Origin of the sequence: Fictibacillus tiangongensis (assembly GCF_048083785.1) — a bacterium.
GTDB lineage: Bacteria > Bacillota > Bacilli > Bacillales > Fictibacillaceae > Fictibacillus.
This window is the reverse complement of record NZ_CP182294.1, coordinates 1374060-1400996: the sequence shown is the minus strand read 5'-3', so window position 1 is coordinate 1400996 and position 26937 is coordinate 1374060. Positions and strand designations below refer to the sequence as shown.

General features: G+C 39.5%; 27 protein-coding genes and 1 riboswitch. Of the genes, 5 read left to right on the top strand and 22 right to left on the bottom strand.

Features of this window, described 5'->3' with window-relative positions:
• Positions 1–46: 46 nt before the first annotated feature.
• The 6 genes from ACNJYY_RS07705 to ACNJYY_RS07680 all read right to left on the bottom strand — a co-directional run bounded on the left by ACNJYY_RS07705 (position 47) and on the right by ACNJYY_RS07680 (position 4460).
• Complete coding sequence (locus ACNJYY_RS07705) at positions 47–997, bottom strand: GGDEF domain-containing protein (RefSeq protein WP_416731247.1); 951 nt, start codon at positions 995–997, stop codon at positions 47–49.
• A gap of 186 nt (positions 998–1183) precedes the next feature.
• Positions 1184–1272, bottom strand: a riboswitch (cyclic di-GMP riboswitch).
• 78 nt (positions 1273–1350) lie between these two features.
• Complete coding sequence (locus ACNJYY_RS07700; RefSeq protein ID WP_416731246.1) at positions 1351–2004, bottom strand: serine/threonine protein kinase; 654 nt, start codon at positions 2002–2004, stop codon at positions 1351–1353.
• A 107-nt stretch (positions 2005–2111) separates the two neighbouring features.
• Positions 2112–2471 carry a hypothetical protein gene (locus tag ACNJYY_RS07695; protein ID WP_416731245.1) on the bottom strand — a complete coding sequence of 120 codons (360 nt, stop codon included), beginning with the start codon at positions 2469–2471 and terminating at the stop codon, positions 2112–2114.
• 16 nt (positions 2472–2487) lie between these two features.
• Positions 2488–2697, bottom strand: a complete 210-nt coding sequence (locus ACNJYY_RS07690; RefSeq protein WP_416731244.1) for a hypothetical protein — start codon at positions 2695–2697, stop codon at positions 2488–2490.
• 95 nt (positions 2698–2792) lie between these two features.
• Positions 2793–3626 carry an STAS domain-containing protein gene (locus ACNJYY_RS07685; protein ID WP_416731243.1) on the bottom strand — a complete coding sequence of 278 codons (834 nt, stop codon included), beginning with the start codon at positions 3624–3626 and terminating at the stop codon, positions 2793–2795.
• 177 nt (positions 3627–3803) lie between these two features.
• Complete coding sequence (locus ACNJYY_RS07680) at positions 3804–4460, bottom strand: N-acetylmuramoyl-L-alanine amidase (protein WP_416731242.1); 657 nt, start codon at positions 4458–4460, stop codon at positions 3804–3806.
• Positions 4461–4732: 272 nt separating this feature from the next.
• Between ACNJYY_RS07680 and ACNJYY_RS07675 the strand changes: the two genes are divergently transcribed.
• Both ACNJYY_RS07675 and ACNJYY_RS07670 read left to right on the top strand, forming a co-directional pair.
• Positions 4733–5170, top strand: coding sequence for a MarR family winged helix-turn-helix transcriptional regulator (locus ACNJYY_RS07675; RefSeq protein ID WP_416731241.1), 438 nt, complete (start codon positions 4733–4735; stop codon positions 5168–5170).
• A gap of 70 nt (positions 5171–5240) precedes the next feature.
• Complete coding sequence (locus ACNJYY_RS07670) at positions 5241–6857, top strand: MDR family MFS transporter (RefSeq protein ID WP_416731240.1); 1617 nt, start codon at positions 5241–5243, stop codon at positions 6855–6857.
• 411 nt (positions 6858–7268) lie between these two features.
• Here ACNJYY_RS07670 and ACNJYY_RS07665 read toward each other — a convergent pair whose 3' ends face one another.
• The 9 genes from ACNJYY_RS07665 to yfcC all read right to left on the bottom strand — a co-directional run bounded on the left by ACNJYY_RS07665 (position 7269) and on the right by yfcC (position 15640).
• Positions 7269–8096 (bottom strand): GNAT family N-acetyltransferase, encoded by an 828-nt coding sequence (locus tag ACNJYY_RS07665; protein ID WP_416731239.1) that lies wholly within the window; start codon positions 8094–8096, stop codon positions 7269–7271.
• 144 nt (positions 8097–8240) lie between these two features.
• The gene (gene mgtE / locus ACNJYY_RS07660; protein WP_416731238.1) at positions 8241–9599 is read right to left on the bottom strand and encodes a magnesium transporter; all 1359 of its coding nucleotides are present in this window, start codon (positions 9597–9599) and stop codon (positions 8241–8243) included.
• A 164-nt stretch (positions 9600–9763) separates the two neighbouring features.
• Positions 9764–10165 carry a DoxX family protein gene (locus ACNJYY_RS07655; RefSeq protein ID WP_416731237.1) on the bottom strand — a complete coding sequence of 134 codons (402 nt, stop codon included), beginning with the start codon at positions 10163–10165 and terminating at the stop codon, positions 9764–9766.
• Between the two features lie 151 nt (positions 10166–10316).
• The gene (map, locus tag ACNJYY_RS07650) at positions 10317–11066 is read right to left on the bottom strand and encodes a type I methionyl aminopeptidase (protein ID WP_416731236.1); all 750 of its coding nucleotides are present in this window, start codon (positions 11064–11066) and stop codon (positions 10317–10319) included.
• Positions 11067–11146: 80 nt separating this feature from the next.
• Complete coding sequence (locus ACNJYY_RS07645; protein WP_416731235.1) at positions 11147–11752, bottom strand: TVP38/TMEM64 family protein; 606 nt, start codon at positions 11750–11752, stop codon at positions 11147–11149.
• A 121-nt stretch (positions 11753–11873) separates the two neighbouring features.
• On the bottom strand, positions 11874–12260 hold the full coding sequence (locus ACNJYY_RS07640) for a hypothetical protein (RefSeq protein WP_416731234.1): 387 nt from the start codon (positions 12258–12260) through the stop codon (positions 11874–11876).
• 117 nt (positions 12261–12377) lie between these two features.
• The gene (locus tag ACNJYY_RS07635) at positions 12378–12833 is read right to left on the bottom strand and encodes a pyridoxamine 5'-phosphate oxidase family protein (protein ID WP_416731233.1); all 456 of its coding nucleotides are present in this window, start codon (positions 12831–12833) and stop codon (positions 12378–12380) included.
• 96 nt (positions 12834–12929) lie between these two features.
• Positions 12930–14102 (bottom strand): beta-aspartyl-peptidase, encoded by a 1173-nt coding sequence (gene iadA, locus ACNJYY_RS07630; RefSeq protein ID WP_416731232.1) that lies wholly within the window; start codon positions 14100–14102, stop codon positions 12930–12932.
• A gap of 32 nt (positions 14103–14134) precedes the next feature.
• The gene (gene yfcC / locus ACNJYY_RS07625; RefSeq protein ID WP_416731231.1) at positions 14135–15640 is read right to left on the bottom strand and encodes a putative basic amino acid antiporter YfcC; all 1506 of its coding nucleotides are present in this window, start codon (positions 15638–15640) and stop codon (positions 14135–14137) included.
• A gap of 170 nt (positions 15641–15810) precedes the next feature.
• Here yfcC and ACNJYY_RS07620 point away from each other — a divergent pair, with 170 nt between their 5' ends.
• Positions 15811–17889 (top strand): sigma-54 interaction domain-containing protein, encoded by a 2079-nt coding sequence (locus ACNJYY_RS07620; RefSeq protein ID WP_416731230.1) that lies wholly within the window; start codon positions 15811–15813, stop codon positions 17887–17889.
• Between the two features lie 303 nt (positions 17890–18192).
• Here ACNJYY_RS07620 and hpaD read toward each other — a convergent pair whose 3' ends face one another.
• The 6 genes from hpaD to ACNJYY_RS07590 are packed head-to-tail and all read right to left on the bottom strand — an operon-like array spanning position 18193 to position 24566.
• Positions 18193–19176, bottom strand: a complete 984-nt coding sequence (gene hpaD, locus ACNJYY_RS07615; RefSeq protein WP_416731229.1) for a 3,4-dihydroxyphenylacetate 2,3-dioxygenase — start codon at positions 19174–19176, stop codon at positions 18193–18195.
• 11 nt (positions 19177–19187) lie between these two features.
• Complete coding sequence (gene hpaB / locus ACNJYY_RS07610; protein WP_416731228.1) at positions 19188–20663, bottom strand: 4-hydroxyphenylacetate 3-monooxygenase, oxygenase component; 1476 nt, start codon at positions 20661–20663, stop codon at positions 19188–19190.
• An 11-nt stretch (positions 20664–20674) separates the two neighbouring features.
• The gene (gene hpaE / locus ACNJYY_RS07605; RefSeq protein ID WP_416731227.1) at positions 20675–22189 is read right to left on the bottom strand and encodes a 5-carboxymethyl-2-hydroxymuconate semialdehyde dehydrogenase; all 1515 of its coding nucleotides are present in this window, start codon (positions 22187–22189) and stop codon (positions 20675–20677) included.
• Complete coding sequence (locus tag ACNJYY_RS07600) at positions 22173–22964, bottom strand: fumarylacetoacetate hydrolase family protein (protein ID WP_416731226.1); 792 nt, start codon at positions 22962–22964, stop codon at positions 22173–22175. The genes hpaE and ACNJYY_RS07600 overlap by 17 nt, the downstream gene beginning before the upstream one ends.
• Positions 22965–23888, bottom strand: a complete 924-nt coding sequence (gene hpaI, locus ACNJYY_RS07595; protein WP_416731225.1) for a 2,4-dihydroxyhept-2-ene-1,7-dioic acid aldolase — start codon at positions 23886–23888, stop codon at positions 22965–22967.
• 12 nt (positions 23889–23900) lie between these two features.
• Positions 23901–24566 carry a GntR family transcriptional regulator gene (locus ACNJYY_RS07590; RefSeq protein WP_416731224.1) on the bottom strand — a complete coding sequence of 222 codons (666 nt, stop codon included), beginning with the start codon at positions 24564–24566 and terminating at the stop codon, positions 23901–23903.
• A gap of 212 nt (positions 24567–24778) precedes the next feature.
• Here ACNJYY_RS07590 and ACNJYY_RS07585 point away from each other — a divergent pair, with 212 nt between their 5' ends.
• Entirely contained in the window at positions 24779–25069 is a 291-nt protein-coding gene (locus ACNJYY_RS07585) for a late competence development ComFB family protein (RefSeq protein WP_416731223.1), read from the top strand.
• Positions 25070–25330: 261 nt separating this feature from the next.
• Positions 25331–25531: a cold-shock protein CspD gene (gene cspD / locus ACNJYY_RS07580; RefSeq protein WP_066237152.1), complete on the top strand. Its 201-nt coding sequence runs from the start codon at positions 25331–25333 to the stop codon at positions 25529–25531.
• Between the two features lie 379 nt (positions 25532–25910).
• Here the strand turns inward: cspD and ACNJYY_RS07575 are convergent, their stop codons facing one another.
• Complete coding sequence (locus ACNJYY_RS07575; RefSeq protein ID WP_416731222.1) at positions 25911–26774, bottom strand: hypothetical protein; 864 nt, start codon at positions 26772–26774, stop codon at positions 25911–25913.
• Between the last annotated feature and the right edge of the window lie 163 nt (positions 26775–26937).

The following is a 26937-nucleotide window of genomic DNA, read 5'->3' as shown; positions in this document are numbered from 1 at the left end:
ACGATCTGCTAGATCAAATAGCAGAAAGGCCCTTTATTCATTTTGTTCAAATGAATGATTTATTCTCACTTCTTGCTCTTTTATTGGTATACATCCGCTCATCGGCAAGCTGAAGATAATAATCGATGTTCTCGCATGCATCTGCAAGCAGTTCTATGGCACCATATGCTAATGAAATCGATTCATTCCAAACGATCAGCTGGCTCTCTAACTTTTCGATTAAGATGTATGCTTCATCCTCAGTGATTCCTGGCAATAGAAAAACAAATTCATCTCCGCCAAACCTAAATCCAGAGAACAATTTTAATCGTTTAGAAAGTTCAGCGATCTGCTGAAGAATTTCATCACCTGCGTGATGTCCTAGCTCATCATTGATACATTTAAAATTATTGATATCAAACATGACAAGTGTAAGAGGAAGTTTAAGTCTGTGTGCTTTCGTAAGCTCTTTTTCTAAACAATCATAAAAATATCGGCGATTGTACAGATTTGTTAGCGGATCGCGAATGCTAATCTCCTTAAGGTCTTTGAATTGTTGAGAGGAGAAACCGCTTAAGAAGCCTGTTACTGCTCGATGAGAAATTCGATTCCAACGATCCAACATAAATAGCTGTATGACTAATGGCTCGTTTCTCGTTGCTTTTTTTGCTTCAAGTAAAACAGATTCACTAATACTCGTTGTAAAACACGCTAATGCTTGATGAGGAATTCGTTGATGTCTTAAAAAATGAATACCTGATGAAAATGCTTTTTGCTCTCCTTGTTTTAAAAAGGACTCGAATCGATCTTCTTCTAAAAATACAGCATGCACGATTCCGCGTAAAAATTTCTCTAAAACCTTTTCATATTGCTCAACAAAACCGTTTAGAAACGTATGAAAGTCTTCATTTTTTCGTAGATGCTCTTTGTGTGTATGTATCATAGCGGGAATAGACTTCATAAATTCTGGCAACAAGTTTTTTTTGAGTGCGCGTAAGTCTAGTTGGAAATTTTCCATTCTACAACCCCTCAAATTCCTCAAAAATTACATACAAAAAGCCATCACCTAATAAAGGGAATGGCTTCCATTTACGTTTAGATACATTTAACCTCTATGAGTGCTTGATCTCTAAAGTGTGAAAAAATTCACTCTTCGAAAATAAACTTCATAGAAACACCTGTGTCTAAACTAAGTCCGTTTCCCTTTGGCAACCGGCTGCCATTGCATGTTCACCATACTTTAGGCCCATAGCTTTGCGTCCCAGATTTTCAACTGGTTTGCCCTTAATAACAAAGGTTTCTATTGATTTATAGTTATTATATCCTACTAAGGCAATTTGTGCCAATGATTTTAATGATTCATTAGACCTATTATTTTAGACCTTTATTTTTGGATATTTTTAACTTCCTGTAGTACCTATACCCCATCCTTACTCCATTCAAAACAAAATATGGAATCTTTATAGGGAAGTGATACAGAGATTTCTTATAAATGGTGAAATAAGCCTTGCGCAAATCTTTCCATTTTCTGCACGTTTCGTATCGACTAAAATCAGAAACATCTACAATAATCCCTCTGTTATTAGATATCATCACATTTTTCCCATGCACATCATTAGGAAACAAACCCTTATCTCTTGCATGTCTCACTGCTTCGTCAATGTCGTAAATGACATTCTCATGGATTTTTATCCCTTTATGGACGCAATCATATAGAGTCATTCCTTCGATGCGTTTTAAAACTAAAAAACGCTGTTCCGAATGATAACAAACAGAGAAACCAGGGTGATTGCCTAGTCGATCATATACTTTCTTTTCTTCTAATAGTCCGTGCTCATCCCTGCCGTAGATTTTTACAACAAAATCAGGATGAGCAGGATGAGAAAAAACGGCTGCATAGTTCCCGCAGCCTAGCATCTCCCAAGGGTATGGTGTATTCACTGGGCAGACCGGATCAAATGGGCTGCGGCTTTCTATCATAATCTCATTGTTCAATTGTCTGGCTAGCTGGATAAAGTCTTCCATAACGTTCCTCAATTCAAATTCTAATCCTATTATCATCATCATATGTCTTTGCAATACGTTCATTCTATACAGTTGTTATAGAAAATGAAACTTGCACGCTTTATCCACTATTCAATTGTCACCTGTAGATAATAAAGCATTAGTGTTTCTGCTTTATTTTTTAGATGAATGTTCGGAAATCTCATAATTTCACGATAACCCCTAATAAAGATCTCATATTCTGTAATATCATCCTCGCGTTGCGCATCCATTACTTTAATTCTTCGTTTTCTCAGTTCAATTCTTACATCATATAGATCTTTGCTGATTTGATTCATAATTTGCTCCACTAGTGCAACGTATGGCTGTCTCAGTTTAAAAGGAGAGCCGTTAATAATCTGTAGATCCCGATTAAACACAGTAAGTAAAATCGGATACATCACAAATTTTTCAATAAGCGAACGCTCTTCTTCGCTTCCATATTGCACGACGATCCCTCCAATCTTAAGAAGACAAAAAACGTGAATGTACAGATAATATGTTTCTTATGTGAAAACTTCGAATCTGTTTTTTTGCTGCACAATAACCTTTGATAATATGACCATCAAAAGAGTACGGAATGACAAAACGGTGGGAGATGTCACCTTTTTGTGAGAGGTAGATCATTTCGATTCCAACTCGTTCTTGTATACATCTCATTAATAAGTTAGTCATGAAGCAACCTCCTTTTTTTATATTATATGCGAACAAACGTTCTTTTTATACTAGAAAAAAATACCTGCCTTTTTAATTAGGCAAGTATTTGTGGTTTACTTATTTTTTTGAGGTCGAATCCCCATTGCTTCAAGCTCCTGATACAAGTTTCCAGCAATAGAAAATCCTTCGAAACTGATTCCTAACGAAACGACAGTCTGAGCAAGCTCAGGACGCATCCCGCTTAAGGTTACATTTACACCTAAAAGCTTAAGAGAATTTATTACCTTAAATAAATTATGAGCGACCATCGTATCGATCACGGCTACACCAGATAGATCGATAAATAGATGTTCGATCTGTAATTCCATGCATTTTTGAAGAGAAGTTTCCATAATCAACTTAGAGCGATGCGTATCGATTGTTCCTACCAGCGGAAGGACCGCAACCGCTCTTGTAAGCCTTACAACGGGAACAGACAACTCTTCAATTGCCTCTCTAGCCAATCCAAGTACACGATTATTATTCTCAACATATGCGACACTGAAAGCATGGACCGTTTCATCTAGAAATGGGTCGATGATAGAGGCAGCTTTCAAAATGGTTTCAACGCTGAATTTTTCATTGTTCATTTCGTTACGTATGAAATCCCAAAGCACCATTCTATAGTATCTGGTACTGCTTAATGCTTTGTCCAGCGGAACTTCATGCTGAACAGCAAGCTCGCCATTTTTTCTTCCCCAGTTAATAAAATGCTCTTGCGAAGTTTTCTTATCTTCATAAAGAGCTTGTCCGAAGTAAGAAAATAGTTCTCCACGTAGGTTTAACACAAATTCTGTTTGCTCTGTGGGATGCTCACCAAGTGATACGCGCACCTCATCAATTTGCTTTGATAGATCATATTTATGCTCAATGATCTTTTTACCTAATACCCTCAACTGTTGCTCCATGTTCTACTGCTTCCCCCTATGTACACAAAAAATGGCATACCTCCAACTTATTTACCATTAATTTGTGTACTTAAAACCTATTTTCACAAAAAAACAAACAATAGCCGTCTGCCGATTGAAAACGAGCGACCTAGAATTAAGTATCAACATCCCTCAAGGCTGCTTTACCATATGTTTTTAAGAGTGATCGATATGAACAGCAAATCCTGCAGATTTAGCTTTTCGAGAAAGGATCTCGGCATTTTCTCTAGATGTGAATGCTCCAATCTGGACTTTATAAAGTTTTCCCTCTGCAGTAACAAGCTCTTTAAACTCATTCTGATGAACAACAAACTTTTTTAACTCATGCTTTACATCTTCAATAAAGAATGGAAATGTCTTACCGTATCGGTGAAAACAATTTAAAGGATCTGTCCTTCTTTTTGGGTCCAGTTGAAAGTGACCTTTTATGTTCCGAGCAGGATCCCATTGGTACATGTCACATAAAAAGGCAAAAAACCATACATAACGGCTGTAAGCTTTGTTAAAATCTATGGAAGGACCATAGCACAACTCAACCCCTATTCCCCATTCATTCGCATCTGATACGTTAGAGCGAACGTGCCAAGCTTTTTCATGCAATGGAATGATCATCAATATTTGTTTATCATCTATGAATACGTGCGCAGAAGCCTCTAGTTGTCTACTGTTGAAATATTCATAGTTTTGTTTGGCCGTTGAGTCGGGGTTCCCAGTGTCGTGCGCAACCGCAAACCGGGGTATACGATTACCTCCTGGACGCTGCTTCCATTCTTTCTTTAAAAATTGATTTGTAATCTGAAATTTTTCTTTCATACCTACACCTCCCATTTATTTATAATAGAAGTGTATAATTTTACAAAAAAAGAGCCATTACGGCCCTCCTTTACATTCCACCTGGCTGTGATTGTGTTGTGATCGCCCAAACCCAATAAGCTGCTCCAATCAAAAAGCCAAACCCTAGAAGCACAAAAAATAACGTTGAATTTTTCATAATCCGTTTCTCCCTAAACCTTTTACTTTCTTTCTTATTAAATATAAATTATCATATACTAGTAGAAGAAGAAACAAAAAGCAAGGGTGTTAAAATGGAAAATAGAGAACAAACCCCATTAAGAAATGAGTTAGAACGTGAATTAGAAATGAGCCTACGCAGACTTTTTCGCACGTTAAGAAAAGGCTTAAACGAAGTGTACTCAGATTATATTCCAAGCAATGAGTTTGCTGTTCTTCAGACTTTATTTATTCAAAGTCCTTTAATGGCTTCCGAAATCGCTAATGAATTAAAAGTTTCATCAAGCCATATTACCGCAGTTACGGATCGGCTTGTTGGCAAGAACTACATTCAGCGTGTACGATCAGATTCAGACCGTCGGATCGTCTATTTGGAAATTACTGAAGATGGTAGAGAAATCGCACGAAAAATGGATGATATTAAGAATAACTACTTGGAAAAAAAGTTTGCTGCATTAACAGATGAAGACATAAAGCGAATGATAGATTCTTCAATAAAACTGCTTGATTAGTGGAGCAGTTTTTCTTTTCAAAAATAATTCACAATGTGAAATATTTATAACATGAATAGGAGGGTGATGCATGGAACATCTAGAAATGCGGCGAAAAGTAATTATAATGCTTTCCATCATGTCTGCTATGCTTTTTGCAGCGTTAAACCAAACCATTGTTGGTACGTCTTTACCAAAAATCATTGCTGATCTTGGAGGAATAGAATACTATAGCTGGGTTTTCACGATTTTCATGCTCACTTCAAGTATCACGGCGATATTAGTTGGAAAACTATCAGACATTTACGGTAGAAAGCCATTTATCCTTTTAGGGATCGGTGTGTTTACTGCGGGATCACTTTTATGCGGCATTTCCGGAAGCATCTTAGAACTCATCTTATATAGAGGGGTTCAAGGTTTTGGTGGAGGTATGATCATGTCGACGGCTTTCACAGCAGTTGGTGATCTATTCCCGCCTCGCGAACGCGGCAGATGGCAAGGAATTATGAGCAGTGTTTTCGGTTTAGCAAGCGTGTTTGGTCCAACATTAGGAGGATACATCGTCGATCACTTTCATTGGCATTGGGTATTCTGGATCTTCCTTCCCTTTGGTCTTGTCGCTTTTGCCGCTATATACTTTTTATTTCCTTCTGTTCAAAGAAAGGAAAAGGAATCCATCGATTACACAGGTTCATTGTTACTAACGTTAACAATGGTTCCTCTTCTCCTTTCATTCACTTGGGCAGGAAATCAATATGATTGGGCATCTCCTGAGATCATCGGACTGTTTACTGTAACAACCGTAGCTTTCTTTTTATTTGTGCTAACAGAAAAGCGTGTATCAAGTCCTGTGCTACCGCTTGATATGTTCAAAAACAAAGTGTTCACCGTATCCAACATCATCGGGTTCTTTTTAGGAGCAGGTATGTTTGGATCGATCATGTATATGCCTTTCTTCATACAAGGAGTAATGGGAACATCTGCTACAAAATCCGGCTTTGTCATGATGCCATTAACACTTGCTATGGTCGCAGGAAGCACGATAAGCGGACAGATCATTACAAAAACCGGAAAATACAAGAAATTAGCTATGCTTGGATTGTTCATTATGGTCAGTGGAATGACGAGCATGCATTTTATGGATACGCAAACGACTAATACGACAGCAATCTTTAATATGATTCTCGTTGGGTCAGGACTTGGAATCGCGTTTCCGATCTTCACCTTAACCGTACAGAACGCGATTGAGCATAAATACTTAGGTGTTGCGACCTCTTCTGTTCAACTGTTCAGACAGCTTGGAGGTACGATTGGCGTTTCCATTATGGGGAGTGTGATGAATAACTCTTTAGCAGACCACTTTAATAAAGAGTCTCAAAAGCTAGTCGCGTCTTCTCCTAGTGTTACACCGGAGATGGGTGAGCAGATTAAAGAGCTCGCGAACCCTCAAGTGTTGCTGAATCAAGAAGCTGTTATAGAAAAATTCAGTGCTTTGCCACCTGAATCTTTGAACGTTATTAAACAAGTACTTGGTATTCTGCGTGAGTCTTTGAGTTATGCATTAAACGGCGTTTTCTTAACTGGTGCAATCGTTATCGGCACAGCATTTATACTCACCTTCTTCTTCTTAAAAGAAATTCCACTAAGAACTTCCAATGAAGATAAGAATACTGCAAATGAACATGCTGCAGAACGAAAGCTTGGTTAGTTAACAAAAGAAAAGGGTGTTTTCATAAACTTTGTTGCTTTTGGAAATGTTGATTTCCGTTCCAGGCTGCTCGCTTTCCACGGGGCAGACGCTGAGTCACATTCGCACGTTTAACTCTTAAGTGTCTCAGCTGCCCACCTGTCCCGCAGGAGTCTCGCACCTTCCACTCCAATAAATTGGCAAAGGTGACAAAGACTTTAAAGCAACACTCTTTTAGAAAAGTGCTAAAGAAAAAAACGGCGGAATCGCTAGAGTTATTCTGCCGTCTTTTTTTCGCTATTTTCGTAAGGTCCCTTAAAACGTCGTGTCTGAACGAGACACATCATCCTTCGGGCTGTGCCCTCCACGTCCTTGCCGAGAGTCTCGCATCTTCACTCCATTCAATTGTCAGAGGAGAAGAAGATTTAAAAGTTATTTCACTACTTCTTGGTTTTTTTGGGTTTCTGTTGTATGGACTGAGTAGTTCATACTCCAATATCCAATATCTTTAAAGCCTAAACGCTTATATATTGCCCCTGCTTTAGGGTTATCATAGAAAAGACAGAGCGTTTTACCTTCAGCTAAAATATCGTAGCATAGCGCCTCCATACAAAGTGAAGCATACCCTTTGTTTCTTTTTTCAGGGTGTGAACACACACCGACGATCATCGCTGACAATGAATTTTCTGCCGTAGATGACGCACAAGAAACAACGGTATCCTCTTCTCTTATAAAATAAGTGCGTCCTGTTTTGGTGGATAATGCTTGCTCCAAGCTTTCTTTAGCTGTTTTTCCAATTGAGAATTCTTTGATCAAATATTTTAATTCCATGAGGCTATCAACATCTTTAAGCTCTGCTTGTAAGATGCTTTCTCTTGATATATTTTTCTTTAATGATTTTGCATCTTTTAGTTCAGCAAAATATAGTTCTTTTGTTCGCTCAAACTGTAAATAAGGAGTAAACTGATCGGTGATTTCCTTTTTACCAGAAAGCATCTCATAACTTTTATCTTTATTGATAATCTCTGAAAAAGCTTTTGCATTAATCTCCCCTTTTGCGTAAGGAAGGTAGTTTCCTTTATAACGAAGAAGGATGCCTGTGATCGCTCCGTTATCCTCAATATCTGCCCAGATGTCTTGAGAATCTGTTTCATAACCAAAATTTTCAAGATCAGCAATAATGAATAAGTTCAGCGCAGGTTCTTCACTCAAATAGTCCATAACTTTTTCATGCCACGATTGATCCAACTTAACTATCATCTCTATTCTCCTCCTTATTTTGTTTAATTGTATATGCGAATTGGAAAAATGCAACATTTTTTTAAAATAAAAAAACCAGTCAGAAGACTGATTTTTAATTCATACACTATTTGATTTAATACGACTTAACTTCACTAGTATTTTTTAAAGAAGATGAGACAAAAACATTGTTGCTGTACCAAAGTATACCAAGAGTGAAAAAATATCATTCAAGGTTGTGATAAGAGGTCCCGATGCTACGGCTGGGTCAATCTTAAATCTGTATAGTAATAACGGAATAAGTGTTCCAGCAAGCGTACCAATTATCAATGTAAAGAATAATGAACTACCTACAACAAGCCCCAATATTAGATTGCCTTTCCATAAGAAAGCAACGATTGATATTAAAATTCCGCAAGTAATTCCTATAATAAACCCAACACCAAATTCTCGGAGTATTAATTTCATAATGGTCGGCCGATCGATGTCATGCGATACAAGTCCACGAACAACTACTGCAAGAGATTGTGTGCCCGTATTCCCTGTCATACCTGCAATCATTGGCATAAAGTACGTAAGTGCAACCGCGCGTTCGATCGTTCCTTCAAATGTGCTTATGATACTACCCGATAAAATCCCAATAAAAAGAAGTAAAATAAGCCAAGGCAGTCTTCTATAGGAAGCTACAAGAGCACTTGTCTGAAAATCAATGGATTTACCTGTTGCCGATAACTTCTCGATGTCTTCATTAGCTTCTTCAATTAAGACATCTAGCACATCATCGACAGTAACAATCCCGATTAAACGATCATGTTCATCCGTTACAGGGACAGCTATAAAGTCATAGCGCTCAATTGTACGCGCTACTTCTTCTTGGTCTGTCTCTGCGGGTACGGAGATAACCCTGCTGTACATGATTTCCTCGATCTTCTCATGCATCTCTGCTAATAACAAATCACGATAAGAGACTACACCAACAAGCTTTCTATCATCATCAATTACATATAAGTAATAAATATTCTCTGCAAAACCGGCGAAAGTTTTTAGCTTTTCAACCGCATCTCTAACCGTATACACTTGCGGAATCCATACAAACCGGTTGGTCATAATACCACCAGCTGTATCTGAATCATATTGCATAAGGCTTTGAACCGTTTTGGATTCATCTGCTTTCATGGAAGACAGAAAATCTTGAATCTCATTTACATCCAAGTTACCGAGAAGGTCCGCTAAGTCATCATTCTCCATTAAATTCATAATGTGAGATGAGCGCTCAATGCCAAGTTTGTTCAGAATTTCCATCTGAAGATCACTTTCTAGCTCTTGAATCAAGGAAGCAATCTGTCTTGTGGTTAAAAACGTAACAAACTTATGTCTGTGCTTTTCCGGCAAATTTTTATAAACATTTGCGATATCATACGGGTGAAGTTCATCGATTAAAAGCTGAAATTCTTTTTTTCGTAACTCTTTTAAGTTCTTTATGACATATAATAATATCTGGTTCTCTGACATCTCTTTAAACAAGGAACGTCACCTCCTTATAAAAGTACTTCACCATTATAAGTGATTTTTCTAACTGTGACTATGGTATCGTATTGAATCTTTTCTTCTGAGCTTAATTGCTTAGGCATAAGAAAAAAAACCACTTAGCATAAAGTGGTTTCGTCATTTTTGTTCTGTATTCAGTTCTATTTTAACCAAAGGTGATCTAAAGAATAATCTCCTGCACCTGTTAAGGCGATTCCTATCACTACTGCGATTAAGACTAGGTTAAACTCATAGCCGTTCGCCGTTACCCAGAACCCGTTTTGCAAATGAACTTTAACTGCAGCCACAAGCATCGTTCCAGCGATCAGCACAGCACCAATTTCGGTGAACAAACCTGCGGCAAACAAAAGTCCTCCGCCAAATTCAGCCAGACCTGCTAATAGAGCCATCGTATAGCCTGGTTTAATACCGATAGATTCCATCCAGCCTCCGGTTCCTTTTAATCCATAACCGCCAAACCACCCAAACAACTTTTGAGCTCCATGTGCTGCTAATGCTAGCCCCACTACTAATCGAATAATCAGTAATCCTAATGATAACATCCCAATCCCTCTTTCTTTTCGTAAATTTAACTTACTTTATGTTAGTATATTACAATGAGTAACTTGTCTATGTCAAGTTACTTTAAAAAAATAACCTTAAAAACAAAAAAAATTACCGCTCTTCTTTAAAGAATATGCGGCAAAGTTTATTTTAAGCTTGTTCTGTTAAAATAATTGGTCCCTCTTTTGTAATGGCAACAGTATGTTCATATTGCGCTGAAAGACTTCCATCATAAGTGACGGCGGTCCAACCATCCTCTAATAAACTAACATACGGCCGCCCTACATTGAGTATAGGTTCAATGGTTATGACCATACCCTCTTTTAAAGTGATTCCCGTGTTACGCTCTCCAACATGGTGAACTTGAGGCTCTTCGTGTATGGAACGCCCTATACCATGCCCAATAAACTCTCGAACAATCGAATAGCCCTTATTCTCCGCATAAGATTGAATCGCATGACCGATATCACCTATACGATTACCAACCCGAGCTTGTTCTATCCCCTTATATAGAGCATTTTTAGTTGTTTCCAACAAAGCACGAGACTTTTTAGAAACCTTGCCTACTTCATATGACCAAGCGGAATCAGCCAGCCAGCCATTTAAATTCACTACAAAATCAATCGTTACGATATCTCCGTCTCTTAACGCATTTTTATTTGGCAGCCCGTGACATACTTCATCATTTACAGAAGCACATGTCGCAAAAGGATACCCCATATATCCTTTTTGAGCAGCTTTTGCTCCGTGAGCTGTTAAAAAACTTTCAACAAACTGATCAATTTTAGATGTTGTTGTTCCAGGTATAACAAGCTTGCTTAATTCTCTGTGACATGAAGCGAGCAGCCTTCCTGCTTCATGCATCTTTTCGATCTGCTTTTGTGACTTAATCTTAATCAATACAAAGTCTCCCTTCCTCTTTTTTAACTATATTCAAGGAAAAAGATCTTCGTGAAAGTAAAAAAGCACCTGGCGTTATATCACACCCGATGCTCTGATTCTTTAAGTCTTGATTCAACTATTTTTCCACCTAGCCACAATACAAATATGCCAAAAGCAATCATCCCGAGTTTCAGCGGACTCTTTAACACATCAATAAAGTCATATCCGATAAATGATACGATTGCAATCATCACCAATTTACCGAGAGTCAATGCTAGCAGAAAGGTTTTAACATTTATCCGTGATAATCCGCCAACTACGTTAACTAAAGCGGATGGAGTAAACGGAAAACAATAGATGAGAAAAAGCATACCGAACCCATGCCTCTCTACCCACCCAAGCATTCGTGTTGTGTTTGTATGTCTGTTTAAAAAATTCAAAAAACGCTTTTGTCCATAACGCCGCACTAATAAGAACACAATGATAGAACCAACGCAAACCCCAATCCACGAATAAAGAAATCCTAACCAAAATCCGTATGCCGCTGCATTTCCCGCTACAAAAATAAAAAGCGGAAGAATCGGCAGAAATGATTCAAGCATAGGTAGCAATATCCCTGGCAAGAAACCTAAATCTTTGTATTGATCAAGCAGTTCTAATATGTTTTTTTCAGTAAAATAGCGTTCCCAGTTTCGCCAGTCCATCTTTCGTTCACCCTTTTCTTCCTCATACCCTCATCGTTGCCACAGTTAACTTGTTTAAAACCGACTTTAGGAAAAACAAGGAGTTAATCATCTAATTTTATCATAAAGTAAAAAAAGTTCACTATTTGCTGGCCGTTTTTGAATGTGTTTTATACCTTTTTTGTCCTATAATAAACCCGCAGAAACATACTGAGATGAAAGACATTATAGGGATCAAGAAACTGATAAACTGCATTCCCTTTACCTCAGCATCGAACGGAAACAAAAGACTATACATAACTACCGTTCCATGTAGTAATGCTCCTACTGAAGCCAATAGTCTGTGTATCCACACAATAGCAAAACGGTTTAACGCACATAGAAATGCGACAATACCCCATAAAAGAAGAGGATACCCCAAAACATTCAGACCTTCGGCTTTTGTTTCCACAAGACTCGTGATCTGTACGATCCCAACCAAGATAGAAAGAAGCCCTGATAAGAGAAACGATCGGTATATGATAGGCATTTGATTTCCCCCTTTTTCATTTGACACCTTGTAGCACAATCTAAAATAAACAAAAAACCGCCACAACATAACGTTTTGACGGTTTGTACGTTTCTTCTGGCTGTAAAAAAGGCAGCTTTATTTCATAAGAGCGTCATACACTTGGACATCTAGCTCTTTTGCTTTCTTTTCATTATACGTCTTTTTATATACAGGCTCTTGGACGATCTTCGCACCCCAGAACATGCTCTCAAACACATGGTCAATATCCACTTCGATCTTCGCAAGCTTTAATGGTACGCCTTCCATTGTTTCCTGCAGGATATTTGCTTTTCCATTAATCGAATACACGGTTTCAAGTCCCACTAACGTAAGTACTACATGTGGATTATCTTTGATGTTTGTTACGATGCGTGAATTGTTCGTCACCGTAAATCGAATCTTCTCTTTCGATAAACTCTTTACCCATGAGATCGCGTTAACAGATGGAGCTTTCGTTTCCGCGTCAACGGTCCCTAGGAGGACAAGTTGTTCGCCTTGCAGGTGTTCAAACAATTCTGGACTTAACGTTGTTGGAATCTCTTGTTTTGCCACATGATCGCCACCTTTTAAGAAAATTATGTATGATCCCTATTTTACCATATATTTCATAAGTTGAAAGTGAAAAAGGAAGCGTTAATACCGCTTCCTTTACTCTTCAAACGTTCCCTTGATTACAGCTTCTCCGTCTTGAACCATCACTTGCCCCATCGCAATAACTGAATCAATGCTGAGATCTTCATTAAGCAGCACAAGATCAGCATCCAGCCCTTCTTGCAGTCTTCCTTTTTGTTTAAGCTTTAAAACGCGGGCAGGATTAGAAGTGATGGTCTGCAATGCCTCATGAAGGGGAACCCCTTCTAATCGAACAGCATCCCGCACTTCGCCGAACAGCGAGTTCACTTTGCCGATACGCAAGCCCATAAATTCTCCAAATTCATTAAATGCAGGCAAACTTCCCTGTGCGTCTGATGTGAACGTTATTTGTTCAATAGCTACTCCTGCATCAAGCATTCTTTTAAGCCCTATTGAGCATTTAACTTCGCCTTCTTCTAAAAATTGCTTCGTTGTACTTGTTGTGAAATCTACGATGCCGCCTTTTTTCGCAAATTCGATCCCAGCTTCAAACAAGTAAGAATTTCGGTTAATATGCGTCGGATAAAATTGAGAAAGAGGCAGATCGGTCGTATCTACTACTTCTTCAATTAAAGATAACATCCGTTTGCTGTCGCCAAGGTGAATGTTCACAACACCTGCTTTTCCTGAAAGCATACCTGCGACTCTTGCTTGTGACGCTAGCCTTGCCAGTTCGGATGCTATCGGCTGACTGGAACGATGATCGGAAATAGCGATTTCACCTACACCGATGATCTCATCAATCATCATGATATCTGTTTCAATATTCTCTGTTAACGTTTTAACAGGAACTTGATAGGAACCCGTGTGCACAAAACATGAGATTCCTTCTTCTTTTAGCGCTTTTGCTTTTGCGATCAAAGAAGTCATCGTCCGGGCTATCCCGTCCGTACCAATCACCCCAACTAACGTTGTCACACCCGCTTTCGTAACATCTGACAGATAGATTTCTGGAGTTCTCGTTTTATACCCGCCTTCTCCTCCACCGCCAGTAATATGAACATGTCCATCAATAAAACCTGGTGCCACTATTTTCCCTGTTGCATCAATGATATGGATATCAAGAGCAGGTGCAGGCCATTCAATATTTTCTGAGATGCTGGCGATCTTTCCGGCAGCGAGTAGGATATCTTTTTTTCCGAGATAATGAGGCGCGTACACCTCACCGCCTTTTATAAGTGTAAACATGTGAATCATTCCTTTATTCTTTCAAAGATAGATTATTTAAAACCAATAAGTACTGCTGTAACGATTACAATAGAAGCTAAAATAAACAATAATAGCTGAAACTTAATCTGGAACTTGAACCATTTGGACCACTCAATACGTGCCGCACCCAATGTTCCCATCAATGCCCCGGACGTTGGTACGATCATGTTAGTAAATCCGTCACCAAGCTGAAACGCAAGTACTGCGACTTGTCTCGTAACGCCAGCCATGTCAGCAAGCGGAGACATTAACGGCATAGTAAGAGCGGCTTGACCTGAACCTGAAACGATAAAGAAGTTAAACACAGCTTGAAATACATACATGATCCAAGCTGAAACCGCTACAGGAACATCTGAAACGAGCCCGCCTGCTGCATTTAGCATGGTGTTTAATACGGAAGGTTCAGCAGGGTTGTCTCCACCTAACATGATAATAACCCCTTTTGCCATACCAACAATGAGGGCTGCAGGAAGAATATCTCTAGCTCCTTGTTTGAAACCATCTGATATACCGTTTACTGTTAAATTATTCAGTTTGAAGATTACTCCAATTATACCCGCAACTAAACCGATTGTGAAAAATTGAGTTGCAATTTCAGGAATGTAGTAGGCTCTTTCAACAACACCCCATACAATCCAGATTACCCCTGCTACTATTGTTAAAAGAATTAGGATATGTCCTATTCCAAAGTTCGCTTTAATATCCGTTTGTTTAAAATCTTCTCGGAAGTATGCATCAGACTCATAAGATAATGAACGTTTAGGATCTTTTCTAATTCTAGAAGCATAGATCCATGTATAAACAATACCCACTAATGTAAAGAATGCCCACATACCAATACGGAAAGGTGCACCGGACAATACTGGAACTCCAGCAATTCCCTGCGCAATCGCTACACCAAACGGATTCATCCATGATGTTGCAAATCCGATCTGTGTAGCAACATACGTAATCATAACCGCAGTAATCGCATCATAACCAAGCGCAATTACAACTGGCACAAGAATCATCGCAAACGCAATGGCTTCTTCACCCATTCCAAAAACCGCTCCGCCTAATGAGAATAATAAGAACATAATCGGAATAATAAGGACTTCTTTTCCTTTTGTACGGTCAATCATCTTTAAAATACTATCTTCTATCGCACGCGTCTTCATAATAATTCCGAATGCGCCACCTATAATAAGGATAAACGCAACAACCCCAACAGCAGAACCCCACTTATCCCCAGTAACTAAGCCTTCAAAGATATAGTTTAAGAACCCAGCACCGCCGCCTTCTTCAAACAGGCTGACACCTTTAGTAGCTGGCTCACCGTCTTCCCCTTTTACATAGGAAAAACTGTCAGGAACAAGTACTGTTTTAGTCTGTTCTTCTCCACCTTGCGTATAAGTTGTTTCTTTCGTTTCAAACTGTCCTGCCGGTATGATATACGTTAATAGTGCCATCAAGGCTACGACAAAGAATACGATAACGAACGTATCAGGCATCTCAAACCTTCTTTTCTTCTTATCCACTTTACTTCCCCCTTTTCTAAGTTCACATTATATAAATGCAAGAATTGTGCCAACATTTAGTCTCCTTTGTTAAAGGTTTTTAAATATTTTGTTTTATTAATCGGCTGGTTAATGGATAATAGTTTTATAACCAATTAACATCCAAAAAAAGACCATTAAAGAAGGTGCGTATGATGGAGACAAAAAAAGAGATTGTTCTTTTAGCAGGTACAAAGGAAACACGCATTGCACTATCCCATCAGCTTCAATCCATATTAGGCGATTATTTTCATATTAAGAGTTATTCTTCTGAAGAAATGCTTCCTACACGATTAGAAAACGAAGTCGTAATTCTATCATCTTATCTTATAAAACGTGAGGTAGCTCATTGTTTGGATAAATCATGCAGAGTGATTACTGCAAGACGAACCGTCAACTATGAATATCTAGATCAGCTTTTACAGCTGCCAGAGGGTACAGATGTTATGTACGTAAACGATTTTCCTCAAACGGTAGAACAGTCCGTACAAACGCTCATTCATCTAGGAATCAATCACTTAAATTACCTTCCCTACTATCCTGGGATATCTTCCTACCAACATGCAGATGTCGCTGTCACTCCCGGTGAGATGCATCTAGTGCCAAAAGAGGTTAAGAGAATCATCAATATCGGAGTACGCCTGATCGATATTACTACCATAACAGAGATCTTGAGCGAACTTGGTGTCTTAGATGACAGAGCAACAGGTATTTCCGAACGATTTACAGAAAAAATTATTCAGTTATCTAAGAAACTTGCACACGCTAATCAAAAGGCTCTTCAATTTAACGAACACTTGGACAAAGTTTTAAATGGTGTTAATGATGGAATCTTATCATTCGATCATTCGGGAATGATCACCGTATTTAACGAGGAATTGAAGCACATATTTTTAACGGACTCCAAACAAGCTGTTGGAAAGCATATTAAACAAATTATTAAAGATAAAGAGCTGCTCAACTTTCTAACAGATACAGCGAGTGAGCAATCTGATCAATTTTTTACGATCAATGACACGAATGTTATGGTCCACCGGTTTGCATTGACAGCTGAAAACACGATGATTGCCACATTTAAGAACACGAGTACTACAATATCGATGGAAAAAGCAGCCCGATATGAACTAAAGCGAAAAGGCTATATCGGAAAGTATTTTTTCCATGATATCATCGGTGACTCAGAGGCAATAGTTCGAGCAAAAAATATTGCAAAGAAACTGGCTGCAACAGACCTTTCCCTCCTTTTACAAGGCGAGAGCGGAACGGGCAAAGAACTCTTTGCAAGTGCCATTCATAACGAATCCGGCAGAAGAAACGGTCCCTTTCTAGCAGTAAACTGTTCTGCCCTTTCAGAGGATTTATTAGAGAGTGAACTCTTCGGATATGAGGAAGGCGCGTTTACAGGTGCTAAAAAAGGAGGGAAACAGGGTCTCTTTGAACAAGCAGAAGGCGGAACTATTTTTCTGGACGAAATTGGCGACATTAGCGTCAAACTTCAAACACGCCTGTTGCGGGTTCTGCAGGAAAAAGAATTACGAAGAGTTGGTGGAACACGAGTACTCCCTATAGACGTCAGAGTTATCTCAGCTACTAACAAGGATCTGGCATCTGACATAAGAAAAGGACTGTTCCGTGAAGATCTGTATCACCGGCTGAATGTTCTCTACTTAAAAATCCCAGCACTCCGTGAGCGGAAAGGCGATATTCCACTTTTACTAAATCATTTTTTAGAGATGCGTTCTACTAAAAGATTAAAAGTGGAGAACGAAGTCGTTGGCCATTTAATAAACCGCTCTTGGACGGGTAATATTAGAGAATTAAAGAATGCCATTGACTATATGCTTGCTGTTTGTGATGGAGAAAAGATTGAGGTTAAAGATCTTCCTCAGGAAGTGATGCGGGTAAAAAGTGATGAAAGGACTTTTGCAGCTGAGGCATTCAGTCAGGTTTCTGCCACGTCGGAGGAATTGCCCCCACTTATCGCACCAAACGAAGAAGCTGCTATTATGAGCTGCATCTATCGCAACCACCTTTCTGGTAAAACATCCAGCAGGAAGGGCTTACTGAAGAATTTGGAATTAGAAGGCGTTATGCTTACTGAAGCTCAAGTCAGATTACGTTTAGATCTCTTGGAGCAGAAAGGATTTATCGTGAAAGCAAAAGGGCGACAAGGAACACGACTGACCGAGATAGGACTATCTTATATGAAGAATGAGTTGAATCGCTCATAAATCCTGAGAATCGCTCATAAATCCTGAGAATCGCTCATAAATCCTGAGAATCGCTCATAAATCCTGAGAATCGCTCATAAATCCTGAGAATCGCTCATAAATCCTGAGAATCGCTCATAAATCCTGAGAATCGCTCATAAATCCTGAGAATCGCTCATAAATCCTGAGAATCGCTCGTCCAGCGTGCATATCATGCCGCTAGACGAGCGCGAAGGCTCCTACAAACATCAAAAAAGCCGGCTTCTGCCAATTAAATGCAGAGCCGGCTTCAATTATTTCACTTATTCATACTAAACCTTAACATCATGTCACAAAATCAGGTTTACGCTGAGCTAAAGTCGGACTTTTCAGCTCTACGGGCTCTCCTTTTTCAAGACTCAAAAAGGAAGTCGCCTCATTAAACCAGCTGTCAGGAGCTTTATGTCCCCAAAACGTCTGACGTCTTGGATCGTTAATGTCCCACTTTATCGGTTTAAAGTCAGGATCACTTGTCAGATAATCCCCATTGTATAATTCTATTCTGTTTCCATCAGGATCACGCACGTATAAAAAGAATGCGTTTGATAAGCCGTGACGTCCTGGTCCGCGCTCGATGTTATCTGCATAACCCATGCTCGCCATCACGTCACAGCAATGGATCAAACTCATCGGATCGGATAACCAAAAACCAACGTGATGAAGACGAGGACCCTCTCCGTTCATAAATGCAACATCATGGACCGTTGGTTTTCGGTGTAGCCACGCCGCCCATGTTCGATCATCTTCGGTTGCTGTATATTCTGAAACTCTAAATCCGAGTTCATCTGTATAAAACTTTACAGCTGTTTCCACATCTGGAACCATGCAGTTGATGTGATCGATACGCTGAACACGTGCACCACGGTACAGATCATACTTTTGGATGCAGCGCTCAACACTTTCCATCTCCACAAAAAACTCTAGCGGTATCCCAGATGGGTCTTCTACACATAATGTTTTACCGATTCCAACAGCAGAATCTGCATCTTTCCACAGTACTTTGGCACCTTTACCTTTAAAAAAGGATTCCAGCTCATTCAAGTGGCTGTCTTCCCACACTTTGTAGCTCACGACATGAACACCAGGCTTATCTGCTTTTTTCAACAAAAGGCTGTGATGGGAGTGTTCTTCAAGTCCGCGTAATGCCATCCATTCTGAAGTAGCAGCCGTTTCGATAAAACCTAAGGCGTTCACATAAAAATCACGGGAAGCATGGAGATCGGTGACGTTCATGACAACACGCGCGATTCGTATAATGTTAAAATCCATGACGACTCCTCCTATACACTACTGTAGTTATGGCTTTTGGAATTCACGCGCTGCAGAAAATCCTTTACCATCGCTTTATAAGGCTCTTTGTTAAATTGATCATAATAAATGTTCGACATACGCGCCGGATCTCCAAAGAAGTAATACTCATAAAGAGCTTGGCGGCCGCCGAACGTACTGATGGAAATATCCCATGCCAAGCGGAACAGTTGGGTACGCTCATAACCATCAATGTTGGCTCCTTGTGTATAACGATGAACGAGTTCACCGATATCGTCTGCATTAAAATCCGCTTCTGTCGGGATTCCCATCAAACCTGAAGCACCAAGAATCTTCACGATCTCGACGATACGCTGATACATTTTCGGGTACCAGTTACGCGCAGCGTTCAGCGGTGCAAAGTCCGGTGTCATGTTTCCATACTTATCGATTGAAGCGTTATGCTCTGCACGGTAAAGGTGAGAACGCATCGTTTCTAGAATCAGCATCACTTCAGATGCTTTCTCTTTAACATGCGGAAACACATCAATGCCGATTGATTCCATCATGTTTAAGATGACGCCGAGTACAAATTCAGTTTTCACCGTATTCTTCGCGATTACTTGATGTGCCATATGAACGATTGCATTAGTCTCGACGTACGTTCGGTTACAAATATCAGAGCTGCCGCTTACGAAAACGCGATCCCACGGTACGAGTACATTATCAAAAACAACGATTGCATCACTCTCTTCGAACCGAGAGCTAAGGGGATGGTCCCACTGGCTTCGTCCCGTATCAAACGATTCACGACATAAGAACTTTAAACCTTCTGTATTGTTCGGGATAGCAAAAGCCATCGCATACGGATCATCTTCAGAAGATGCTTTGTTGAGCGTTGATGGAAACACGACGATCTCATCGGTTACCCCGCCTAATGTGGCCAGCAACCTTGCTCCTTTTATTACGATGCCATCTTTATTCTTTTCAACGATACGTGCAGATAAATACGGATCTTTTTGCTCAGACTGCTTTTTTGATCGGTTTGTCTGCGGGTGGATCAGCGTATGCGTTAAGCTGATGTCATTTTCCCGGCAATAGTCGTAATACTTTCTTGCATTTTCTGCAAACATTGGATCGTTCTGGGCAAAAAAGTTACCTGACGTACCGAAGGCCATAACACTCGTGTTTAAATAATCTGGCGTACGCCCCATCATTCCGCCTGTGTAGCCCGCCCATTCCGAAATCATCTCACGACGGCGGATCAGATCGTCCACCGTTTTTGGCGCAATAAAGGAAAGCCCTACTTTGTTACCAGTCTGTTCAGAGGTATAGAGCATCTTGTCTGCTTTTTCATTCTGGAGGTCATACAGGTTAGCAATGGACCTTACAATGTTTCGAAATGCTGGATGAGAAGGAACATCATCTACTTTCTCACCATGAATCCAAACGTTATTCTTAGCCTTTGAAATCCCTTGAATATATTGTTCCCCCGTGCGTGCAGGCAAAGAAATCCCTCCTAATGTTTCGCTTCGGTTTGAAGCGGCTGTTTTTTCTTTCCGAACTGCTGAATGTGATGATCAGCCAGTGCAACATGGACCACTTTCATCTCGGTGTAAAACTCAAACGCATAGTGTCCGCCTTCACGGCCGATACCCGAATTTTTTGAGCCGCCAAACGGAATACGAAGATCACGTACGTTCTGTGAATTCACCCAGAGCATACCGGCTTCAACGGCATTTGCGACGCGGAGACCCCTTTTCATGTCATTTGTCCACACATAGCCTGCGAGACCGTACTTAATATCATTTGCGTATTCGATCACTTCTTGTTCATCTTTAAACGTCATCACAGATAAAACGGGACCGAATATTTCTTCTTGCGCCACCGTCATATCATTTTTTACGTTTAATAAAAGTGTCGGAGCTACAAAATTCCCTTTTTTGTGAGATTCAGAGAGTGCTTGGGTGTATACTTCTGCACCTTCGTCTTTTGCAATCTGTAAATATCTTTTCACATTTTCATAGTGTTCCGTATGGATGAGTGGGCCGACTTCTGTATTTGGATCAGATGGATCACCAACGATAATGTTGTCCACCCTCTCCTTTAAACGAGCCACAAACTCATCTTTAATTGATTCTTGAAGAAACAAACGAGAATTCGCTGTACACCTTTCTCCGTTAAAAGAGAAAATGCCCCATACACAAGCGTCTAGCGCACGCTCAAAGTCACAGTCATCAAATACGATGATCGGTGACTTTCCGCCAAGTTCCATAGAAAAACGTTTCAATGAAGCAGCACCGTTCCTCATAATCTCGGAACCTGTCTTTGTCTCTCCAGTAAACGAGATGAGCTGCACATCATCATGCGCAACAAGTGATGCACCCGCTATTTCACCAAAGCCATGAACGACGTTAAATACGCCTGCTGGTAGTCCTGCTTCATCCACAAGCTCTGCTAGTTTGTTAGCAGTTAATGGCGACCATTCAGCTGGTTTTAGTATGACCGTGTTTCCGGTCGCAAGTGCAGGTGCGATTTTCCATGTCTCAAGCATGAATGGCGCATTCCATGGTGTAATGAGTCCCGCCACACCTACAGGCTTTTGAATCGTATAGTTCATAAATTCATCATCCACATGATAAGCTTCACCAGACATACGGTTCTTTACCATCTCGGCATAAAATCTAAAGTTATCCGCTGCACGTCCTACCATCTTTCGTGTTTGAGCTATAGGAAGTCCCGTATCATAGGATTCTAACAACGCAATCTCTTCTACATCGCGATCAATTAGATCTGCAATCTTATAGATGTATCGAAGACGCTTTTCCTGCTTCATCTTCCCCCAAGGACCATGTTTAAAAGCTTTCTTTGCAGCAGATGCAGCTTGATTAATGTCTTCGATCGTTCCTTCACTAACCGTATTGATCTTTTCATTTGTAAATGGATTAACGTTTACAAAAAGATCTCCTTTTTGCCCTGATACAAATTGACCATCTATATAGTGGTGAACCAATTCTTTAATTTCCGGTTTCATGGTCCTTCCCTCCAGTTGGAACTTTTTCTGTACGACCATCAACAATCGTATTCTCTAAAGAACCTAAGTAATCTATTTCAAGTCTGACCACATCACCAGGATGAACATGTGAAATACCTTTTGGTGTACCAGTCCAGATTACATCATTTGGTTCAAGTGTCATGAATGAAGAAACAAACTCAATGATTTCGGGGATTGAATACATCAAATCTTTTGTGTTTCCTTGTTGTCTTAACTCACCGTTGACGTATGTGCGAAGTTCTAGGTTTGTCACATCCGGAATGTCAGCAGCATCTACATAATAAGGGCCCATCGGACCAAACGTGTCGTGTCCCTTCGCTCGAACCGGCGGACGGTACCAGTTGTTTACGAAATCACGCACTGTAACATCGTTCGCGATTGTGTAACCGCTTACAAATTCCATCGCATCTTCAGCTTTAATGTTTCTTCCCTCTTTACCGATGACGACAGCAAGTTCATTTTCGTAGTGCATATATGTTGCTCCATCTGGATAGAACACTTGGCCTTTATGACCTACTAATGAAGAATTCGGCTTAATAAAAAGTACCGGTTCAGCCGGTTTTTCCAGCCCCAGCTCATCTGCATGATCGGCATAGTTTAGCGCTAGCCCGATCATTTTATTGGGATTAAATGGAGGAAGCCACGTTTTTATCTCGCTCACCTTAGCTGATTTTCCAGATGAAAAAGTGATTACATCGTCTACTACCGTTCCTTTTTGTTCTCTTCCTTCAAAAATAACGCGAGCATGCTTCATTTATACTTCACTCCCTATTTTTTCTACTAACCCATAATCAGCAAGTACAGATCTTATTTCTTTTTGCAGAGAATCTGCCGGCAAGTCCATCGGCAACCTTAATGTTGGGCTGATCTTGCCCATCATACCTAACGCAGCTTTTAGTGGAGCAGGATTCGTATCTTTAAAAAGAACATCATTCAAAGGCATCAAATCATAATGCAGCTTTAATGCTTCTTCAACATTTCCAGAATCCCATGCGTTATATACTTCTGCCACTTTAGACGGCAATACGTTTGCTGTTGCAGATATGTATCCTGCGCCACCAATCGCAAGCATCGGATAGCAAAGCAGTTCTATTCCCGAATACAGCAAAAAGTCACGTCCACAGTTTAAAAGTACACGGTTTATGTGTTCAAAGTCTTTATTAGATTCCTTTACTCCGATAATGTTTGGACAGTCTTCATTAAGTCGCGCTAGCGTCTTTACCTCCAAATTTACGGCTGTTCTGCCTGGGATGTTATAAATGATTAATGGGATGTCTACTGAATCTGCGATGAGTTTAAAATGTTTGTAAAGTGCATGTTGTGAGGGCTTATTGTAGTAAGGGACGATGACCATAGCAGCATCTGCTCCCATTTCTTGAGCTAATTTTGTTAAATGAAGAGATTCTTGATGATTGGTCGATCCAGTTCCCGGAACGATGGGTACGCGTTTGTTTACCGCTTTGATCGCTGTTTCCATTACAAGCTCGCGTTCTTTTAATGTCAGCGATGATGGTTCTCCTGTCGTTCCGGTAACAGAGATACCATGACTTCCAGACTGGATGTGCCAGTCTATCAAACTTTTAAGTGTTTCAAGATCTAGCGATTCATCTTCATGAAAAGGGGTGATGATCGGAGCAATTGATCCTCTTAGAGATTTCTTTACTTCTTCTACTTTCATACTTTCATCTCCTCAAATAGAATTTCGTTTGGAATCCTCCAGAAAAGCTTTCAGTGTATTCAATTTATGGTTTCTCGTAAATGCCTCTATTATTTTGGGTTCCTCTCTTCTTTCCATCATCTCAATTAGTTGATAGTGTTCAGCAACTGATCGCTTCATTCGAACAGGTTTCATTGTTGATCCCTGCTGACGAACAGTCCCCAGCCTTTCCCAAGTTGTATGAATCTGTTCTAACAGAAATTGATTGGTGCAATATTTGTATGTGAGTTTATGAAATTCTTTGTTGTAATTGGAGAAAAGAGAATAATCAAGCTGTTCAAGTGCCTCTTCCATAAGCTTTGTATACACTCTTAAACCTTCAAGTTTTTCGTGAGGAAAGTGTATTGATGATTCTGCAGTCGCAAAACCTTCTAATACGGCTAGAACGGATAAAGTTTCTAAATATGCTTGTTCATCAAAGGGGGTAACGATCGCTCCTGAGTATGGCTTAAACGAGATTAGAGAATCCGCTTCTAGCAGCCTGATCGCTTCACGTACAGGAATTGCACTTGTTTGGAGCTCTCTAGCCAGTTGGTCAATAACAAGCTTGTGACCTGGTGGATACCTGCCATCTAAGATACGAGAACGAATGACTTGATAAGCATACTGCTGTTTGTTTGTTTTATGTTTTGTCTTCATAATCTTATGTTAATCTCAAATCATATATGATTTCAAGTTAATTTTCAGAAAAATCATATATTATTGTTAATTTAGTAACAAAGTAATAGACTTTCAAATCTACTAAAATAACTATAGTTAAATAGTCTTGATACTCGCAGTAAAAGTTTACATATGTAGTAAGAATAAGCTATTCTATACATATAGATTGTGTATAAAGGGGTAAATAGCCCATGAATGTAAAAAACGCCATGGAAATTCTAGTAGAAGATGCACTAAAGAATTATTGGGGACAACTTCAGCTTCCTTGTAAATGTGAGATTTGTAAAGCTGATGTGTTTGCAATCACACTCAACAATTTACCGCCTCGTTATGTATCAAATGAAGATGGCTATGCTTTTGTCAAAGCACAGAACTTTGATGATCAATCCAGAGTTAACATCTTAAACCAGATTGTAAAAGCTACAGGCATTGTCGCAACTCGACCATCACACGATTTAAAACCATCTCCTGCTAGCGAATAGAAGGCAGATGGTTTTTATTTTTTGTACATCTTCATCGCTCAAAAACGGTCGATAAAACTATAACAATCAGTTGAAAATTACATATGTATGAATATCCTGACTCTTTATTCCTATTTTTCAGAAAAGTTCCTTGCGAGAGCTTTTTTCTTGTGATATATTTGTGACAACCATTCAGTACTGGATTACATCTTAACTTAAGAGTTTGAAAGTGGTTTGGTAATTACAGAGCACAAAAGTGCAAACGTTCTAGGAGGCATTCACATGCAAACAGGTAAAGTAAAATGGTTTAACGCTGAAAAAGGTTTTGGTTTCATCGAAGTTGAAGGTGGAGACGACGTATTCGTACACTTCTCTGCAATCCAATCAGAAGGATTTAAATCACTTGACGAAGGTCAAGAAGTAGAATTTGAAATTGTTGACGGAGCTCGCGGACCACAAGCAGCTAACGTAACTAAAAAATAAGTTCAGCCTATATATAAAGACCCGGCAGTCGCTGCCGGGTCTTTTCTATGTAAAATGAACAAATGAAGAGGCTCCCTATCCAGGCAGCCTAGTCTTTTAAACCAACTTTCATTTTATACTTTTGAATTTTCCCTAATATGTCTTTCTTATCTTCCTGCGAAAAGATTCCAAGCTTGTGTAGGATTATCGTGTATTGCTGCAACTTAAACAATGAACTCTCTTTATACCACATAACAATCACCTATCTTTCCTTAAGGAAACTTTTTAAACCTTTGTAAATATTATATGCCATCTGCTACATTTATGATAATCATTTGTTCTTCCTTTTCAAGTGTATCCAAATAAAAAAAGCGCACCTAGAGGGTACGCTTTTTTAAAACTATTTGGTTTGAAGAGTAGAAAGCATGGCCCAGATGGCTTGTTCCCATTTAGCCGCATTCTTATGTTCAGGCAGGTTCACTGTATATTTAACTTGATCTCCGTTGTTTAAGTCTTGGATAACAATATATTTTTTGTAAGAATCTTTTGAAGCCGTAATAAATAACGAAGTCTTTTCAAATGCCTGTCCAGCGACCTCTTTTCCATTCACTTCGCTTACTTCCCCGATCGCTTCAAGTTCATCCTTTGCCCACTCTTTAAGATCATCTATAGAAGATTCTTCTGACAAAGGTTCTATTCTAACAAATGTCTCAGCAAATTTGGTCGCAAACAATAAATCTTTTCTTGGCTCTTCTGCAGTAAATTCAAAATCTGGCAGTTTGTAAAAATGGTATTCAAGTTCACTCTCTGTTAATACCGCGTCCTCTTCAATTGAAACTCCATCCGCTATGTAAGTGAGTTTTTTTGTTGGAGCTGCCTCTGGCGCACTTTCTTCAGTAATTTGCTCAAGTACCCATTGTCCCTCGCTGTTCTTCTTGTAAACAATGTTAACTTTTGAACCATCCTTCAAACTTTCAACAGCTTCCCTAACTTCGTCTGTTAGTCGAAGAACTAATGTTTCACCTGCTGCCTCTACCTCAATAGAATTATTGTCAATCATACCAATATACGTTCCTTCTTCTTCAATAGATGACACTTCTTCGGTAACAGGTTCTTCTTTTTCCGATTCTTTCTTCTCATTTTCAGTTGGAGAAGATTCGTTTGTTTTCGGTGCTGGTTCTTCTTCCGTATTGGTGCTTTTCGGTTCGCTGCTACAAGCGGCAAGCAATAGTATGATAGCAAATAGCCAAATATTCTTCTTCATCGTTAATCACCTCGAATTAAAGTTTAGTAGCAAACAAGTTTCATCTGCTTTTCATTTCTTATTAAAAAAAGTTCACGATTACAATATGTATCGAAACAACTAAAACAAAATTTGGAAAACACCTTAAATGCTCATAGAATCCTGACGATATAAAAACAGTACT